Consider the following 18718-nt stretch of genomic DNA (forward strand, 5'->3'; position numbering starts at 1 on the left):
CCTTTCCCTCAAGGAATGTTGTATGTGGGAAGTGCTGCAGATTTAACCTCTGCTCAAATTGATCTGGTACAGAATCTAGCAGATGCTTTTTCTGTTGCCTATGCACGATACGAAGATTTCAAGCAGCTGGAAGATGCAAAATCAAAGATTGAATATACCCTCAGCGAACTAAAATCCACCCAAGCCCAGCTGATCCAATCCGAAAAGATGGCTTCCCTTGGTGAACTAACCGCAGGTATCGCTCATGAGATTCAAAATCCTTTAAACTTTGTCAATAACTTCTCAGAAGTCAGTGAAGAGTTGGTCGATGAAATGAATGAGGAATTGGAAAATGGAGAATTAGAAGAAGCCAAAGCCATCGGCAAAGACCTGAAAGAAAACTTAAGCAAGATCAACCTTCACGGTAAGCGCGCGGATGCTATCGTCAAAGGAATGCTGGAGCATAGCCGCATCAATAAAGGTGAAAAGGCTCCTACTGACTTAAATGCTCTGGCGGATGAATTTGTACGGCTTTCCTACCATGGACTTCGGGCAAAAGACAAGAGCTTTAATGCAGACTTTAAACTGGAGCTTGATCCTAATTTGCCAAAGGTAAATGTCGTGGCTTCCGATATCGGCCGGGTTATTCTGAATCTGGTGAATAATGCCTTTTACGCGGTTCATGAAAAATCAAAATCAGGAAACAAAGACACTGATTATAAACCAATCGTTACTGTGAGTACTAGCCAAATCCCCCTCGAGGGGGGCAAGGGGGTACATCGAAGTCTCCGTCCAAGACAACGGCCCAGGCATTCTAGACTCCATCAAAGAAAAAATCTTTCAGCCTTTCTTTACTACCAAACCTACGGGTTCGGGAACAGGCCTGGGATTATCCTTATCTTATGATATCGTGAAGGCGCATGGAGGGGAATTAGAAATAGATACTACTGTAAATGAGGGGACAGTATTTATCATAAAACTGAACATATGAAAGCAAAAACCATCAACGGAAGAACCCCTAATGAAATTCAAAAGGATTTAGATGAATGCAAAAGCCAAGGTTTCATTCCAACCCTAGCCATTATCATTCTAACCCACAAAAAAGATGCTGAAGCACTACGTTCCATTTTTGGGGAACAGGGAATTGAGATCTTCGGAATCACCTCTCCCCAGAAATTTTCTGAAGATGGAATTACGGAAGAGGATATCCTTGTCATGCTGCTGGATATTAATCCTGATCATTTTAAAATAGTATTGAACGAATATGAGGGATCGTCTGCCTACCAAGCCGGGTATAATGCAGGGATATCAGGAAAAACTGCTTTTGCGAATCCCGGATTCATCATTTCACCATTGGATTTCAGAGTTTCAAACGATGAACTGATCAAAGGATTGACGAATGCCGCAGGACATGACACTCTGATCGCAGGTGGTGGAAGCGGTGATCCGGCTGATTTTTCAGGGGTCGTTTTTACCAAGGATGAATCAAGTACAGGAGGTTTGCTTGCTCTCATTATTGATCGGGACAAGGTTGCAATAAGCGGTCTGGCAGTTTCAGGCTGGAAACCTGTAGGAACAACCAAAAAAATCACGAAAAGTGAAGGCTCTTGGGCTTTCACTATTGATCATGAACCTGCGATGCATGTCATTCAAAGATTCTTAGGGAAAGATATTGTTAGAGCGAATTCTGAAGGAAGTGGATTTATTCCAACAGATCTAGGTTATCCTCTACAGTTTGAAAGGGCATCAGGAAATGCGATTATGAAGCCCGCACTGTTTTTTAATCCTGCCGAACAATCCGTCATGATAGCAGGTGGTGTAAATGAAGGAGATCAATTCCGGTTTTCCCTTCCACCGGATTTTGATGTGATTGACAAAGTGGTGGAAAGCACCAGGGATAGTAAAAGAAAAGAGATGCCGGATGCCGATGTGTTAATGGTTTTTCCTGTGTAGGAAGGTTAGGGACTTTCGGGCCTTTGATTTCCACAGAGATAGAAGGACTGGCATCTACCTGGGGAAAGCCTATGATCGGCTTTTTTCACTGGGTGAATTTGGGAAATTGGATGAAGGCCGCTGCGAATTTCAAGGTACAACTGTAAGCTGGGTAGCATTGAAAGAGAAGTAGTCTTACTAAAAAAACATTTAAAAAAATGAAAGCAAAATCAATCAAAGGAAGATCTTCTGATGAAATTAAAGCAGCACTCAATCAATGTATAGGGGATAATTTTAAGCCCACATTGGCATTCGTTTTCCTGTCTGTTTCTCAAGACCGTAAGACAATTTGTGACTACCTCGACCAAGCGGGAATAGCCATTTTTGGCTCAACTACCAATGGTGAGTTTATTGATGAGGAAACTGAAGGAGGGGCTGCGGCCATTCTTTTGCTGGATATGAAAAAAGAGTATTTCAAAATTCATTCAGCCGAATTTCAGCATAATAACTATCGGAGCACCTCTAAATCCATTGCCGAAAAAGCTCAAAAGGAATTTGGAAAAGTTGCTTTCCTCATGGCAGTGAGTAATGCGGCAACTGATGGAGAAGAAGTGTTGCTAGGCCTTCAGGAAATCGCAGGTGAACAAGTCAATGCATTTGGTGGAGCTGCAGGTGATGATTTGGCCTTCAGTAAAACATGGGCTTTTACAAATGGATGGGAAAGTGATCATGGGATAGTCTGCTTAGCCTTAGATGAAGAAAAAGTATCGGTAAGTGGCATAGCTACCTGTGGCTGGAAAGCTATGGGAACGGAAAAAACAGTTACCAAAAGCGAAGGTAATCATGTGTTCACCATCGATAACGAACCAGCACTCGATATCACCACCAAATATGGAGGTCTTGAAAATATCACTCCAGAGAATAAAGATGTATTGTTGGAGCTCGCTGCCAATTTTCCTCTGCAATTGCAACGTGAAAAAGGTGACCCGGTCATGCGCCCCGGTTTGGTGGTGGATTGGTCTGACCATTCATTTTATACAAGCGGGTCTGTTCCTCAAGGCTCCAAAATAAGGTTTTCCTTACCGCCCGACTGGGATGTGATGGAGAAGGTCGTGAAAGGAGTTCAAAATCTGAAAGACACTGAAATGCCAGAAGCAGATGCACTGGTGGTATTCAGTTGTGCTGGCAGAGTACTTTCCTTTGGACCCATGATGAATGCTGAGATTGAAGGGGTTAAGCAAGTTTGGAATGTTCCTATGATTGGGATGTTTTCCTATGCAGAATTGGGAAGAATGGCCGGAGGAAACTTGGAAATGCACAACTTAACTACCTGCTGTGTGGCATTAAAAGAAAAATAAATGAACATACATCTCCAGCAAATTCTCGACACCCTTTTACAGCTTGATGCCATCTCTGATGAGCAAAAATCTTCATTAACTAAATCCCTGAAAGATGCAGATAAAGAACTGACCATTTTGGAATTCAAACTAGATCGAACAGAAAAAGTAAAAAGAACCACCGCAATTTTACTTGAGGAGACTATAGAAGAACTGGAGCTGAAAAGAAAGTCTATAGAAGAATCCAACTCAGCGTTAGAAAAATCATTGGAAGAACTCAAATCCACTCAAGCACAACTGATCCAATCGGAAAAGATGGCTTCTCTCGGCCAACTCACTGCTGGAATTGCCCATGAAATACAGAACCCACTGAATTTTGTGAATAACTTCTCTGAGGTAAATAGAGAATTAATAGCAGAGCTTTTAGAAGAAATCGAAAAAGGGGATTTAGAAGAAGTCAAATTAATTGCCACGGACCTAGAGGCAAATGAGCATAAAATCAACCTCCACGGAAAGCGCGCCGATGCCATTGTCAAAGGCATGCTGGAACATAGCAAAAGAGGCTCAGGTCAAAAGGAATCAACCAATCTAAATGCCATCGCAGAAGAGTTTCTCCGCTTGAGTTATCAATCCTTTTTGGCAAAGGAACCCGAATTCAAATGTGAGTTGAAAACAGATTTGGCTCCTGATCCTCCTATGGTTTCGGTGATTCCACAGGATATTGGAAAGGTATTGCTCAATCTATTGAACAACGCTTTTTATGCTGTCCATGAAAAAACAAAATCAGTACATACAGATTCCGACTTTAAACCAACCGTAACGGTGAGCAGTATCTACTCCCCCTAATAGGGGGGCAGGGCTTGTCCCGAGATATCGGGAGGGATTCATTGAAATTTCTATAAAAGACAACGGCATCGGTATTCCCGATCAAATCAAAGAAAAAATCTTCCAGCCTTTCTTTACTACCAAGCCGACTGGTTCAGGAACTGGGCTAGGTTTGTCTTTGAGCTATGATATTGTGAAGGCACATGGAGGAGAACTACTTGTAAATACAAAAGAAGGTGAAGGTTCGAGCTTTATCATTCAACTAAAAAAATGTAAAGAATGGGATCTGAGAAGGGACAGCTACTTGAAAAAAATTACGATCGTATCGTCAATGTAGGCTATTGCTTAACTCCTTATGAGAACTTACGTGACATCATTCACCCTGATGCAGTAGTTTTTGGTACTGCAAAGGATGAGCAACTTTTTACTTTTGAACAAATAGACGAGCTATTTAAAGCCCAATATATTCAAATGAGTCAGCTTGACTCGAAAATTGAGCGAAAGCGGATCACCACACACTTTTCTCTAGATGGCAACCATGCCATCATCATTGAGCTGGTAAATATGAATATGGCATCAGAGGATGTGACAATTAACCTTGAGCTAAGAACCAGTTGCTCAATGGAGTTTATCAGTGGAACATGGGTATTAACACATTGGCATGCTTCTACTGCCGCTAATACAGAAAATGATCCTTGGCACTTAGAAGAATGGCGCAGAGAGCGAGAAACACTCCAGAACCTTGTGGATCAACAGACAAAAGAATTATTGTTGAAAAACAGAGAGCTGGAGATTGAAACGGCTTTGGAAAGGATACGAGCCAAAACGATGGCTATGGAAAAGAGCGAGGAGCTTGCTCCGACCGCTTCGCTATTATTTCAACAATTAAAAAACTTAGGTATCAATACTTATAGTAGCGGATTTACAATCTGGGATGAAAAACAAAACCAGCTTATTTCTTGGATGTGCAATGCTGATGGTTCCATGAATCCTCCATTTATCATGCCTATTGCTGAAAATGAATGGCATCAATCCCAATTTGAATCATGGAAAAAAGGAGAGCATTTTTTGGTCAAAGACTTATCGGGGGATGAGTTGCAAGCCTATTTCAAATATTTGCAATCCTTTCCTATGCTTAGCCAAGCATTTCAAAAATCAATAAAAGCAGGATTTCCTATGCCAAAAAGGCAAATACATCATGTGGCTAATTTTACCTCTGGTAATCTATTACTTATCACACTAGAACCTCTGCCTGAAGCGCATGGTTTATTCCAACGTTTTGCAAAAGTCTTCGAACAAACCTATACCAGATTTCTTGACCTTCAAAAAGCAGAAGAACAGGCGAAAGAGGCTCGCATCGAAGCAGCTTTAGAGCGAGTACGTTCACGAACCATGGGAATGCAAAAGGCCGAGGAGTTGGGCGAAGTAGCAACAGTTCTATTTAGCGAATTAAATGCACTAGTTGATAATCTTTGGACTTGCGGATTTGTTCTTTGTGAAAAAAACAGGCAGGAAGATGAGTGGTGGTTGAGTTTGGATAATGGGTTAATTCAACCATTTAGGCTACCGAATGTAGGAGACTTTGCTCATGAAAAACTCTATGAAGGTTGGGAAAAGGGGAAGCTTATAGAACTGTTACCCTAGAAGACAAGAGGCTGCAGGAGCACTATGATTGGCTCATGAAAATCCCAATTGCAGCACAAATATTTGAGGAAATGGAAGCATCAGGAATTCCACGTCCAAAATGGCAACGCTTACATGCGGCATATTTCAAGACTGGGTACCTAGTGATTATCACAGAAGTCCCTTGTGCGGAAGAGGAAATCTTTAAGCGCTTTGCTCAGGTTTTTGACCTGACCTACACACGTTTCCTTGACCTTTCCAAAGCTGAAGCTCAGGCCAAGGAAGCAAAATTGGAATTATCTCTACAACGCATCCGGGCACAGGTGACCTCCATGAGTCATTCGGATGAACTCTTTGACATAGTGGTTTCCATGCGGAAGGAATTTGTTCTTCTTGGACATGAGGCGGACTACTTTTGGCATATGAAATGGACCCCTGAAAGCTATGAAATGTCAATGACTTCAGAAGAAGGTGATCGAGTGGGTATGATCATCTCGGTACCCAAATTTGTGCACGATGAAATTCCTAGACTAGCTGCCTGGGAAAAGAGTGACTCTCCCATTATTGCCTTGGATTTGAATGGGCGTGAGGCTTGGGATTATATCAATAAAATGAATACTTATGGCAAATATCATCTGGCGGATCCCCATGCTCCATCGGAAGAAGATATTTTATCAATTGGGGGTCTGACCTTTGTGATAGCTCGAACTACTCATGGTGAAATTGGATTCAGTTTGCCCGGTCAGGTTCCTAATCCCCTGAAGAATCTTTGGCTACTTTGGTTCGATTCGCCAGTGTATTTGACCTGGCATATAGACGTTTTGAGGATTTACTTACCTCTGAAAAGCAGACTAGAAAAGCAAAAATCGAACTGGCATTGGAACGGGTCCGAGCTCGAGCTATGGCCATGCAGGAACCGGAGGAGCTTATAGAAGTAGCTCAGGTAATGCGAGAGGAAATGGGTTTATTGGGTGTAGAAGAGTTAGAAACCAGCTCCATCTATATCAACAAAGCCGCCGGAGAAGCAGAATGCTGGTATTCGATCAAAGACATTCGAGATGGCAAAAAAACCTATTTGGCAGATCATTTTAACCTCAATTACAAGGACACTTGGGTGGGGAGGCAAATGCTGGATTTTTATACTAGTGATCAGACCAAAACTTCCATTCTCATGAAGGGAGAAAACCGAGTAGAATGGATCAATTACTGTGCAAACCAATCTCCGAAACTTGATGGCTATTACGGTACTAAAATCCCGGAACGCACCTATCATCTGACCAAATTTTCGAATGGAGCAATAGGAGCCGCAACACCAGGAGAAATTTCCAACGAAAGTTGGGACCTTTTGCATCGGGCCGCATTGGTTTTCTCCTTAGCCTATTCAAGATTTAAGGATCTCTCACAAGCAAAAGAAGATTTAAAACGGCTAAAAAAGCGAAAGCCAGAGCTGAAAAGGCTTTGAATGAATTGAAAGCAGCTCAAGAACAACTTATACAGCAAGAAAAACTTGCATCTCTAGGCCAGTTAACTGCAGGAATCGCTCATGAGATCAAAAACCCACTCAACTTTGTCAATAATTTCTCCGATCTCAGCAGAGAACTTATCGAAGAGGTATTTGAAGAATTAGAAAATCTGGAAGATTCGGATAGCAAAGAAGAAATTATAGCCATCCTGAATGATGTAAAAAGCAATCTCCTCAAAGTTCATGAACATAGTACTCGAGCAGATAGCATTGTTAAATCCATGCTGCAACACAGCCGGGCTTCTGACGGTAAGCGGGAGGACAAAGCCTTCAATGCCTTGGTACGGGAGTTTGTGAACCTTTCCTTCCATGGAATGCGAGCAGGCAAAGCTCCTATCAATGTGGACATAGAATTCAAATTGGATCCTGAAGTAGGCGAAGTATCGCTAATCAGTGAAGATTTTTCGAGAGTAATTCTCAACCTCTGCAATAATGGATTTGATGCCATGCGAGAAAAACTCAAAATGGTAGGAGCGAAAGATTATCTACCCAAACTTACGGTGACCACTGGTTTACTGAAAGACAAAATTCATTTTTCTATTTCAGATAATGGTCCGGGAATCCCAAAAGAAATTAAGGATAAAATTCTCCAGCCTTTTTTCACCACAAAAAAAGGAACCGAAGGCACTGGACTTGGACTTAGCATCACGCATGATATTATCAAAGCACATGGTGGAGAATTACAGGTAGAAACAAATGAACAAGTTGGAAGTGAGTTTATTATTCATCTACCCCTCAAAAAATGATCTCTTTCTTTCGAAAAATTCGCCAGCAACTTCTCATTCAAAACGGGCTAACTCGATACCTCCTCTATGCCTTGGGTGAGATATTCTTGGTGGTAATTGGAATTTTGATAGCGCTTCAAGTAAATAACTGGAATGAGGAAAACAAACTGAAGAAACAAAAAGCCATCCTCCTTGAAAGTCTAAAAACTGAATTTGAAGAAAACCAAAATAGACTGGATATTTTGCTAAGCTTTATTAATCAAAGAGAAGCTTATGTAAGAAGTCTTTTAGGAATGATGCAGCAAATTCCTTTTCAAGTAGACAGCGTGGAAACAGTCTTCGCATTGGAAAGAACTGGTTTTGTCCATTATTTTAACTCAACCCTTCCTACCTATGAGGAAATGAAATCCTCGGGGACTTTAAGACTTATCGATAATAAAGATCTGAAAAGGCGGATGGCTGATTACCAAACTTTTCTCGAATACAGTTTTAGAATAGAAGATGATAACAAAGGCCCCATTCAACAATTTTCTGAGCATATCTTGAAATATATGGAATCCGATTTTGGTGATGTGAACATCACATTCAATGAGTCAAGAAAATATGCCTCTGTAAAATTTGACCTTGAAGCCATGTCAAATGATCCTGAAATTCAGTATCTTCTGAAAATTATTATCCAAAAGAGTGTTTCCGAGGCCGGATATAAGGAGCGTATCTTCAGTCCGGGATTAACTAGAAATATAGATTTGATTGAAGGAGAACTAAACCAAACAGCGGAATAACAACTTGAATTCTTGTTTTCCGCCTCTCTTCATTCATTAGTTGATCTTTCCTGTGGCATTCTCACACATGTTATATAGACAGTTTTTTAATGAAAAAGCTATTCCAAACACCATTTTTTATGATGTTTCTGTTCTGCGGTTTGGTCATGATTCCTTTGGCTCTAAACGCTCAGAACATATCTCAGAATGCAGTTTTCAACAACATCACATCAGATGAAGGACTGCCTAGTACTTCAGTCACCGATGTGACTCAAGACACCTATGGATTTATCTACCTGGGTACTTGGGAAGGAGTTTTCCAGTTTGATGGGAAAAATTATAAAAAGATTCATTACGAAGGCAGATATGTAGAAGCAGATGAAAAGGGAGGGGTCTGGATAGAAGCCCAAGATGGGGATTTGGTTTATTATGACTCCCATACAGATAGCCTTTCATTTTACTGGGATATTGATTTGAATAGGAGGTATCTCCAAGTCCTTTTGGGAAAGCAAGGTGAAGTATTTGCCTCCACCACAAAAGGAATCATGAAGCTAGACCCAGAAACTCAAAAATTTATTTTAGAGCCTGGGCAGGAATCAGGTGAAGTATATAATCTTCAACTTGGGGACGATGGAAGAGTAAATTTTATTCTTGTTCAAAATGGGAAAGAGGCAATAATGGGGAGGAGGCATCCTAATGGGAAATTCAGCTATGAACAATTTCCTGTAGATGAAAACACTATCAATAAAACATCCTTTGCCATATACCGCCAAACTATCATTCTTCCTTACGGGAATTCAGGCACAGTCCTTTTAAATCCGAATGGATTGGCTACACGGGCATCCGATTCTGAACCTTGGACATTTAAAAAATTCAGTGAACCTGAACTATTGAAGGCAAGAGGCCTTGGGAGTGAAGCTTCTTATATCATTCATGGTCCATTTATATGGCTCAACCAACTGAACGCGATCACCAAAATCAATGTAGAAACGGGGGAATCCTTAACTATCCAATCTGGTACGAATACCCACAAAGAACTACTTCCAATGTCCAGTGATCACGGATGCAAGTTATATTTGGATCGACAAGGGGTCATATGGATCACCAGATTCGCCTATGGAATCAGCCTTTTAAATACGCATCAATCTGATTTTGGCCTTTTACGGGATGAACAAGGAAAAATCATCCCTGATATCCTTTCTTCTTACGAACTGGAAGATGGATCTTTTTGGATAGGACAGCGGATTTCTATGGAAAGTGGACTTATTCATTTTGCTAAAGATGGAAAGAACATTCTCCACAGAATTGGAGCTTCCCAGGATAATCCTCCTGCTGGAAAAACATTCGGATCAGAATTATCGCATCCCTATCCTTGGGCAATTGCAGAGACTTCTGATTCTACACTTTGGGTAGGAACAGGCTCTCCTGGAGATCAAAATGGAGGACTCAATCGGATAGACCCAAAAACAGGTTTGATTACCCGGTATCGAAATGATCCAAATGATTCAACCTCATTAAGTAAAAATTGGATTTTTGGTATTCAAGTAGATGCCAGAGACAAACTTTGGATCAGTCATATCGATGGAATAGATTTTTTGATCCTGAAACAGAAAAATTCACCCCTATGGTCAAAGATTCTTCCGATTCCAGACCACGAGGAGCATTGATTGATTCTCAGGAAAATCTTTTGGTCCAAAGAACTGAAGGTGAAAGCTCTTGGATATTGATCGACACCAAATCTAAATCTGTAATTAAACAAGGTACATTCTTCGGTAAAGATTTAGATTATTCAACATCTCGGCCGGTTCTTGATACTAAAGGAAGAGTCTGGATTGCTACCGTTGATGGATTTGGCTATACAGATGAGGAATACAATGGATTAAAATTCTGGCAGAGTTATGAAGAGTTTGGATTTCCAGACCTTGAAATCAGAGCCTTGAGCTATGATGAGGATGGGTACCTTTATTTTGGAACTTCGGATGGCATTTTTCAATACCTACCAGAAACTGGCAAAACAGTAAGATTTGGGATTGAAAGGGGGCTTCAATCCAGTTCATTCAATTCCAAACTGCAAAATCGCGGCCCATCTGGAAAAATCTACTTTTCGGGAAATGGTGGGATGAATGTGTTTGATCCCAGTGAACTTCAAACTAATCCATACCCTCCACAAATCATTATTAGAGGAATAACCTTGGATGGTAAAAATTACCAAAACTATTTGGACTCCACAGAAAGGAAACCAAACCATACTATTTCTTCTCTGCTTATTCCTCCTGGAATCACCACTTTAAATATCAATTTTGCGGCCATTCATTTTGGGGGAAGCGGGAATAATAATACGCAATACCGATTGGTCAATTTTGATGACAATTGGCAAGATGCAAATGGAAATGCTGTTTTTACCAACCTTCCAGCAGGAAATTATACGCTTGAATTAAAATCAGAAAACCTTGATGGGATCTGGAATGAAGAACCTAAACTGTTATCTATAAAAGTATTACCTCCTTGGTATCAAACCTGGTGGGCTTATCTACTTTATTCTTGCCTATTTTTCCTAGCCGCTTATGGCTTCATTCGGGAACAAAGGAAAAGAGCCGCTAGAAAGGAAAGGGAATTAGCAAAAGATCGAGAGCTAGCTCAGGCCAAAGAGATTGAAAAAGCCTACTCCGAACTTAAATCTACTCAGGCCCAACTAATCCAATCAGAAAAGATGGCTTCACTCGGAGAGCTGACAGCAGGAATTGCACACGAAATACAAAACCCCCTCAATTTTGTCAATAACTTCTCAGAAGTAAGTTCTGAAATGATTGATGAACTACAAGAAGAATTACAAAATGGAGAGTTGGAAGAAGCCAAGCTCCTAGCTACCGATATTAAAGGTAATCTCAACAAAATCACCCACCATGGGAAACGAGCAGATTCTATTGTCAAAGGAATGCTCGAACATAGTCGCACCAACAAAGGAGAAAAGGAACTAACCGACATTAATACGCTAGTTGATGAGTTTATAAGACTTTCTTACCATGGTTTACGTGCAAAAGATAAATCTTTCAATGCTGATTTTAAGCTAGATCTTGACCCTAATCTTCCTAAAGTAATGATTGTGGCTTCCGATATCGGAAGAGTGATTTTAAACTTGGTGAATAACGCATTTTATGCAGTAGACGAAAAAGCAAAATCTACCTCCCAAACCTCAGAAGTAGGAGATGGCTACAAACCAGAAGTTACTGTAAAAACAACGACGACCCCATCCCATTCAGGACTGCCGGACGGTCAAGTAGGGGTAGAAATTTCCGTTCAGGACAATGGATCCGGCATCCCGGGATCCATCAAAGAGAAAATCTTCCAACCTTTCTTTACCACCAAGCCGACTGGCTCTGGTACCGGGCTGGGATTGTCTCTCAGCTATGATATAGTGAAAGCACATGGAGGAGACTTACAAGTCAGGAGTATGGAGGGAGAAGAAACTGAGATAAGTATCATTTTGCCAATTGAACCTTAGAACTTATGCTACTAACCAAAATTCAATTTGCTATAGCAGAAATCAAAGATGACAACTCTTGGGGAATTCATCTTAAAGGGGAATTGGAGACTATTTCCAACAGGTTCGATAACAGATATGGATTGCTATGAATATTCCCTTTCAAACCAAAATTTCAATTAATAAAACAGGTCAAATATGAACCATTCGATTTTAAACTCTACCCAACTTTTCTTTTTCCTATTTGGTTTGATTTGGGTAACAATCCCTGAAGCTAAGTCCCAGGAAATCCAACTGGAAACCATCTCTATCTCCAACGGACTCGCATCTCCTCAAGTAATGGATATTATGCAAGATAGTTATGGATTAATTTGGGTTGGTACTTCAAACGGGCTTCAACGATATGATGGTTATAGCTGGAAAACCTACCGTAACATCATTGGAAATACGAATAGCCTTCAACATAATATGATTTTTGATATTGCTGAAGATGCCAACCGCAACCTTTGGATTGCTAACGAATTTGGACTTACCTACTTTGACCGGGCAAAAAACACCTTCAAAAATTATAATATTGATTCCACTTTTAAGACAGCAGGAGCATCAAGAACGCTCCAGGTCCTTACCGATTCTCAAGGTAGAGTTTGGGCCAGTACTTTAGGATTTGAAATTATTCAATTTGACCCGGAATCAGATACATGGATTCAAGCCCCCTATGCAAATATAAATGGAAAACCAGCAGTCCATTCTTACATATCCATGTTTGTATATGAGGATAATGCAGGAGGAATATGGGGAGGTTCAGCCAACCATGGTCTCATGTACCTTCCCAAAGGAGCTTCAGAGTTTAGACCGATAAAATTTGATATTGAAAACACCTTAAACAGCTTTGAAAATACCATTTCAGAAATCTATGAAGACAAAGATGGATTTCTTTGGATTACCAGCCGCCAAGGAATTTTCAAATATGATGTAGCAAATAACAAGCTCAGAGAAATAGTCACATATAATTCTGGAAATGAAGATATTGCTACTTTTTTAAATTCGATAAGGGAGGATTCTGAGGGTAATATTTGGATTTTGAACAATTATCGTGGCATACTTAAGTTTGAAGGAAATAGCGACCAATACACCGAAGTTTTAATACCTGGAAATCGGAAAATGAATACTGGGTTTTGGACAAATCGATTGACAGAATTGATGATTGACAAAAGTGGAATATTTTGGTTTGGTTCACGCGCAGAAGGCCTATTCAAATACGATCCTGTCAATCAACCTTTTAAGTTTTATAGCCACAACGCAGAAGATCCAAGCTCATTGAGCCAAGGAGGAACGTATGGACTCTTTGCTTCCAAGATCTCACCGGGGAAAATTTATATAGGTACTCGTGGAAATGGAATAAACATCTTCAATGAAGAAGATGAGAGTATACAAAAAGTAGGATTCTCATCAGCAAATGACATGTTTGGAGGGTCGGCTAGATCAATTTATGAGCAGGCCGATGGTACTATTTGGGTGGGTACTTGGGGAGACGGGTTGATTAAAATGGATCAAAACTACCAAGAACTTAAACGGTACAAAAGAACCAATGAGGACGACAAAAAGGGGTTGCCAAATGATCAAGTAAGGGTAATCCGGGAAGATAAAAAGGTAATATTTGGATCGGAACCAATGGCGGGTTAACAGTGCTCAATCCTGCTTCAGATGATTTTAATGAAATAGTAAGTAAATACAGCCAAACCTACCCCAATGAAATTCTCGAACAGGTAAGAACCTGGCTGCAGACGGGGCAGGAGATTACAAGTATCAAGGAAGTAGGACAATCCGAAGAGCTAATGCAAGGATTTGAAATTTCTGAACGGGGCTCATATTACCTAGTGACAGTAGGAGAAGGAGATGCTGCAAGTATGGCTGATTATGGATGGCTTCAAAATTCCGCAGGAGAAACCATCATTGGAATGGAATCGATAGATAATTCACTTTGGGCAGGTGGGTCTTTCAAAAATAGACTTCAGATCACTCAGGTCGAACTCAATCCAGGGTCCTATTCTCTACGGTATCGATCAGATGATAGCCACCATTTCAATAGTTGGAATGATCTTGAACCTGACTTGTTACCACTTTATGGTATTGCCATTTTTAAGCAAGACGGAGAAATGGCAAAACAATCCACTGTAGTCAATGTCAATGAACAGAATGTCGAAATCATTATTCAGGATGCCAATATCTCTGACATAGAAATGGGTGAGAAATATATATGGATTGCCAGTGCCAATGCAGGAGTTACAAGAATTGATCCTGAAACCAATTCGGTAAAGTACTATACGAGTGATCCTTTAGACCCTACTACTTTAAGTAATACGCAGGTTTTTGATGTAATGGAATATAATGGGCAGCTTTGGATGGCTACTTATGGAGGGATTAATATTTTGGATATAGCAACCGATGAAATCACTTACTACACAGAACAGGATGGCCTGCCCACCAATTTTATAGAAACTGTTTTGCCAGGGGAAAATGGAGAAATGTGGTTTTCAACCCAAAATGGACTAATCCAAATGATGCAAAGTGAAGCTTTGGATAAAGTCACTTTTATTAATTACAATGAGGATGATGGTCTTGGCGGTGATTCCTTTATTTCCCTTGCAGCGGATAAAACTCGAGAAGGTAATTTTTATTTCGGAGGAGATCATGGGCTTACTACTTTCTCTACCGTGGCCTCAAATAAAATTCCCCCTTCAGTGATCATATCAAATTTATTGATATCCAATCTATCCGTGTACGAGATGGGAGAAAACTCTCCATTGGAGATGGATTTACTTTCCTCAGATGAAATTAGCCTTCAGTACGATCAGAATGATTTGAGTTTTGAATACGCAGCACTTCATTATGCCAATCCTACGAAAAACCAATATGCACATATGCTCGAAGGTTTAGACCAGGATTGGATTTATGATAATAGAAATTTTGCCTCTTATACCAACCTTGAGCCAGGAACCTATATTTTCAAAGTCATCGCTTCCAATGCATACGGGATATGGAATGAAGAAGGGAAGAACCTTCAAATCACAATACTACCTCCTTGGTGGAAAACTTGGTGGGCTTATCTGATTTACCTATTGATTGCAATAGGCATTATTGCAGCTGTTTTTGCCCTATTTAGAAAAAGAATCCAACTAAAAGAAAGGGAGAAAACCAGGCTCAAAGAAATCGCCCATGCCAAAGAAATAGAAAAAGCCTATGCAGAGCTGAAATCCACCCAAAATCAACTCATCCAATCTGAAAAAATGGCTTCGCTTGGAGAACTGACAGCTGGCATTGCCCATGAAATTCAAAATCCGCTCAACTTCGTGAATAACTTCTCAGAGGTAAGTTCAGAAATGTTAGATGAACTTCATGAAGAATTGGAAAAAGGAGAGTTGGAGGAAGTCAAGCTCCTAGCTTCAGAAATTAAAGGCAACCTCAACAAAATCACCCACCATGGGAAACGTGCAGACTCCATTGTCAAAGGAATGCTAGAACATAGCCGCACCAACAAAGGTGAGAAAGAAATTACTGACCTCAATGCATTGGCAGATGAGTTTGTTAGACTTTCATATCATGGCCTTCGTGCCAAAGACAAAACATTCAATTCAGATTTTATCTTGAAGCTCGATCCTGATCTTCCAAACCTTTATGTTGTAGCTTCTGATATTGGTAGAGTGGTGCTGAACTTAGTGAATAATGCATTTTACGCTTGCTCTGAGCGAAGCCGAAGTTCAGGCAAGGAAAATGGGAAATCAGGATCAAATGACTATCATCCTGAAGTGGTTGTGAGCACGAGAAAAGTAAAAAAGGAATCGAACTCATAGTAAAAGATAATGGCTCGGGCATCCCGGAATCCATCAAAGAGAAAATCTTCCAACCTTTCTTTACCACCAAGCCGACTGGCTCTGGTACCGGGCTTGGATTGTCTCTCAGCTATGATATAGTGAAAGCACATGGAGGAGACTTACGTGTGAAAAGTGTGGTCGGAGAGGGTACTGAAATGGTCCTCTTCTTACCATTAACAGATCAAATAAAAATCAATGAGGTGTTGACCCCAAACACTCAACCTTAATAGATGAAATCATGAAACACGACTTTTTGAAATATCTAGCACTGTCCAGTACGCTCATCTTAAGTTTACTGGCTTTCCAATCTTACAGCCAAATTAATGCATCAAAAGGAGTACCTAGCTTTACCAATTATGTGGTAGGTGATGATAATTTTGCCGGTCAACAAATCTGGGATGTGAACCAAAATAAGGAAGGTTTCTTATTTGTTGGCACAAGTTCAGGTCTTCAAAAATTTGACGGTAAAAACTGGGAACTCCTTTCCGCTCCTACTACTGAATTCAATACCAATGTTAGGTCTACCCTTCTTGCCTCTGACAGCACCTTCTATTTCGGATCGCTTGGAGATTTTGGTATTGTCACCACTGATTCCACTGGAAAAACCATAGAAACATCCCTCATAGATGGCTATCCTTCGGACTTGATTTTTAATGATATCTGGTCGATTCGCGAAAGTCAGGGGAAAATTTACTTCCAAGCCAGAGAAGCAATTTTCATTTATACACCAGCTTCGGAAAATCAGGGAAGTAACCTCAAAGTTTGGAAACCGGACACCGAATTCATGTATGGATTTAGCCTAAATGATACTTATTACGCCCATCAGATTAATCTGGGCCTGTTTAAGGAACAAAATGGCGCATTGGAGTTGGTTCCCGGCAGTCAATTCCTGGGAGAGGATCGAGTACAGGTTTTATTACCCTACCAGGACTCTAAGGGATTTTTAGTAGGTGCCTTCTCAGGAGGACTGTATCATTACGATGGTCAGGATTTCATCCCTTTTCCAACTGAAATCGACCCTCTTCTAAAAGATAGAAGCTTATACAAAGCACTTAGTCTTCCTGATAACACCTATGCCCTTAGTGTTTTGGGTCATGGCTTTTTTATCATCGATCAAGAGGGGAAAATAAAATCGCAGTTCAACACCAAAAATTCTATTACCGACCAAAGTGTCTATGCTTTTTTCCTGGACAATACTTCCAATTTATGGGTGGGTACGAATAGCGGCCTTTCAAAAATTGAAATCTTTTCACCGATTTCTCGATTTGATTCTGACCAATATGAAATAGGTAGTCCATTATCCCTTGGTGCCTACGATGACAATTTATACATAGGAACATCAACTAATGTGCTGTACCTAGATAAGTCCGATGGGATTGTCAAGCAGGTAGAGGGAATTCCCAATACTCAGGTATTTGGTCTTGTTCCAGATGGTAATCAGATGTTGAGCACTGGAGTTGGGGTTTATTCAATTAGGGGAAAAACCTCCAAGATTATCCCAGGCACGGAGAGCTACCAGACCCTAAAAATTGTGATTTCGGAATTTCATCCAGGTTATGTGTTTATTAGTGGTGGTTTTGGAATTCAGGTATTCAAAAGAGAAAAGGGCATCAATGGAGAGTATGATTATGAAAATATCGGCTCAATTTCCGGTGTGGAACGATCGATCTATAGTTTGGCCGAAAACCAAGAAGGTGAACTCTGGGGCGGTACCCAGGCAGGGGTACTATTTAGGATTGTTTTCCAAAAAACGGCATCTGGCAATCTAGATGTTCCCAACGCAAGGGTAACAGAAATCAGCGAAAAAGACGGAGTTAGAGGCTTATCAGGTCTTGCTGTGGGTCCGATCGAAGGTAAAGTATATACTTCTGGTATCGATGGGTTCTACTTTTTCAATTCAAGTATCAATGAATTTGAGCGTGACCCTGTATTCAGTTTCTCTGATGAGGTAGCCAATATCAACCTAGACACTTATGGTCTTGGAGTCGGTGAAACCGGCAATGTATATTTGGACTTCAAAGGAGAAAAACGCTTGGCTGTACGGCAAGATGATGGAAGCTTTCAGCTCCAATCTTATCCGTTTAATTTGATAACGGCCAGTTCAGTGGCCTCGGGATTTACTGAACCCAATGGGGTCATATGGTTTGGTACAGATGACGGACTAATCAGGCTTGATCCCAATAAAGATTATAGAACAGACCATCCGCTTCCACTATATTTCACATCCGTATCCACGAGTGAGAATATCTTATCCATTAACATGCCGTCTGAGGAATCAACAGTGGAAATTCCTTATAAGGGTAATTCTATCAATTTTAACTTCACTGCCCCCTTCTTTGTAAAAGAAAATCAGATTCGATATCAGACATTTTTGGAGGGTTTGGATGAAGAATGGTCTGACTGGACAGAAAATGTCTCAAGGGAATTCTCCAATCTCCCTTATGGCTCCTACACCTTTCGAGTACGTGCAAAAAACACATTTAACACCATCTCTAATGAGATCGCCTACCCCTTTGAAATACTTCCCCCTTGGTATGCTACTTGGTGGGCATTCCTCATTTACTTTATTGTCTTTGTCTTAATCGTCTATGGGCTGGTTAAATTCCAGACTAACAGGGTTTTGGCAAGAGAAAAAGTAAAAACACAGGAACGGAATTAGCT

Annotated in this window: 17 protein-coding genes and 1 pseudogene; all 18 read left to right on the plus strand. The window is 40.6% G+C overall.

Annotated elements, in window-relative coordinates; all coding sequences use genetic code 11:
* Positions 1-207: 207 nt before the first annotated feature.
* Positions 208-399 (plus strand): annotated as a pseudogene (locus V8V91_RS14325) (histidine kinase dimerization/phospho-acceptor domain-containing protein); the annotation flags it as partial.
* Between the two features lie 403 nt (positions 400-802).
* Complete coding sequence (locus tag V8V91_RS14330) at positions 803-970, plus strand: ATP-binding protein (RefSeq protein ID WP_373400691.1); 168 nt, start codon at positions 803-805, stop codon at positions 968-970.
* Positions 967-1932, plus strand: coding sequence for an FIST N-terminal domain-containing protein (locus V8V91_RS14335; RefSeq protein ID WP_373395725.1), 966 nt, complete (start codon positions 967-969; stop codon positions 1930-1932). Before V8V91_RS14330 ends, V8V91_RS14335 begins: the two co-directional genes overlap by 4 nt.
* 197 nt (positions 1933-2129) lie before the next feature.
* Positions 2130-3269 (plus strand): FIST signal transduction protein, encoded by a 1140-nt coding sequence (locus V8V91_RS14340; protein WP_373395726.1) that lies wholly within the window; start codon positions 2130-2132, stop codon positions 3267-3269.
* Positions 3270-4094, plus strand: a complete 825-nt coding sequence (locus V8V91_RS14345) for a sensor histidine kinase (protein WP_373395728.1) — start codon at positions 3270-3272, stop codon at positions 4092-4094. It begins immediately after the preceding gene.
* Between the two features lie 85 nt (positions 4095-4179).
* The gene (locus V8V91_RS14350) at positions 4180-4410 is read left to right on the plus strand and encodes an ATP-binding protein (RefSeq protein WP_373400693.1); all 231 of its coding nucleotides are present in this window, start codon (positions 4180-4182) and stop codon (positions 4408-4410) included.
* Complete coding sequence (locus V8V91_RS14355) at positions 4353-5717, plus strand: nuclear transport factor 2 family protein (protein WP_373395730.1); 1365 nt, start codon at positions 4353-4355, stop codon at positions 5715-5717. The genes V8V91_RS14350 and V8V91_RS14355 overlap by 58 nt, the downstream gene beginning before the upstream one ends.
* Positions 5681-6628 carry a hypothetical protein gene (locus tag V8V91_RS14360; RefSeq protein WP_373395732.1) on the plus strand — a complete coding sequence of 316 codons (948 nt, stop codon included), beginning with the start codon at positions 5681-5683 and terminating at the stop codon, positions 6626-6628. Before V8V91_RS14355 ends, V8V91_RS14360 begins: the two co-directional genes overlap by 37 nt.
* Positions 6604-7158: a hypothetical protein gene (locus V8V91_RS14365; protein ID WP_373395734.1), complete on the plus strand. Its 555-nt coding sequence runs from the start codon at positions 6604-6606 to the stop codon at positions 7156-7158. The genes V8V91_RS14360 and V8V91_RS14365 overlap by 25 nt, the downstream gene beginning before the upstream one ends.
* Positions 7155-7964, plus strand: coding sequence for a sensor histidine kinase (locus V8V91_RS14370; RefSeq protein ID WP_373395737.1), 810 nt, complete (start codon positions 7155-7157; stop codon positions 7962-7964). The genes V8V91_RS14365 and V8V91_RS14370 overlap by 4 nt, the downstream gene beginning before the upstream one ends.
* Positions 7961-8725: a DUF6090 family protein gene (locus V8V91_RS14375; RefSeq protein ID WP_373395739.1), complete on the plus strand. Its 765-nt coding sequence runs from the start codon at positions 7961-7963 to the stop codon at positions 8723-8725. The genes V8V91_RS14370 and V8V91_RS14375 overlap by 4 nt, the downstream gene beginning before the upstream one ends.
* A gap of 89 nt (positions 8726-8814) precedes the next feature.
* Positions 8815-10371 carry a hypothetical protein gene (locus V8V91_RS14380; RefSeq protein ID WP_373395742.1) on the plus strand — a complete coding sequence of 519 codons (1557 nt, stop codon included), beginning with the start codon at positions 8815-8817 and terminating at the stop codon, positions 10369-10371.
* A complete protein-coding gene (locus tag V8V91_RS14385; RefSeq protein ID WP_373395744.1) occupies positions 10329-12206 on the plus strand; it encodes an ATP-binding protein in 1878 nt (625 codons plus the stop codon). Before V8V91_RS14380 ends, V8V91_RS14385 begins: the two co-directional genes overlap by 43 nt.
* A gap of 5 nt (positions 12207-12211) precedes the next feature.
* Positions 12212-12337 carry a hypothetical protein gene (locus V8V91_RS14390; protein ID WP_373395746.1) on the plus strand — a complete coding sequence of 42 codons (126 nt, stop codon included), beginning with the start codon at positions 12212-12214 and terminating at the stop codon, positions 12335-12337.
* Positions 12338-12383: 46 nt separating this feature from the next.
* Positions 12384-13868 carry a two-component regulator propeller domain-containing protein gene (locus V8V91_RS14395; protein ID WP_373395748.1) on the plus strand — a complete coding sequence of 495 codons (1485 nt, stop codon included), beginning with the start codon at positions 12384-12386 and terminating at the stop codon, positions 13866-13868.
* 2 nt (positions 13869-13870) lie between these two features.
* Positions 13871-16036 (plus strand): triple tyrosine motif-containing protein, encoded by a 2166-nt coding sequence (locus V8V91_RS14400; protein WP_373395750.1) that lies wholly within the window; start codon positions 13871-13873, stop codon positions 16034-16036.
* A 32-nt stretch (positions 16037-16068) separates the two neighbouring features.
* Entirely contained in the window at positions 16069-16284 is a 216-nt protein-coding gene (locus V8V91_RS14405; RefSeq protein WP_373400694.1) for an ATP-binding protein, read from the plus strand.
* A gap of 11 nt (positions 16285-16295) precedes the next feature.
* Positions 16296-18716, plus strand: a complete 2421-nt coding sequence (locus V8V91_RS14410; RefSeq protein WP_373395752.1) for a triple tyrosine motif-containing protein — start codon at positions 16296-16298, stop codon at positions 18714-18716.
* Positions 18717-18718: the final 2 nt, after the last annotated feature.

Source organism: Algoriphagus halophilus (assembly GCF_041729275.1).
GTDB lineage: Bacteria > Bacteroidota > Bacteroidia > Cytophagales > Cyclobacteriaceae > Algoriphagus > Algoriphagus halophilus_A.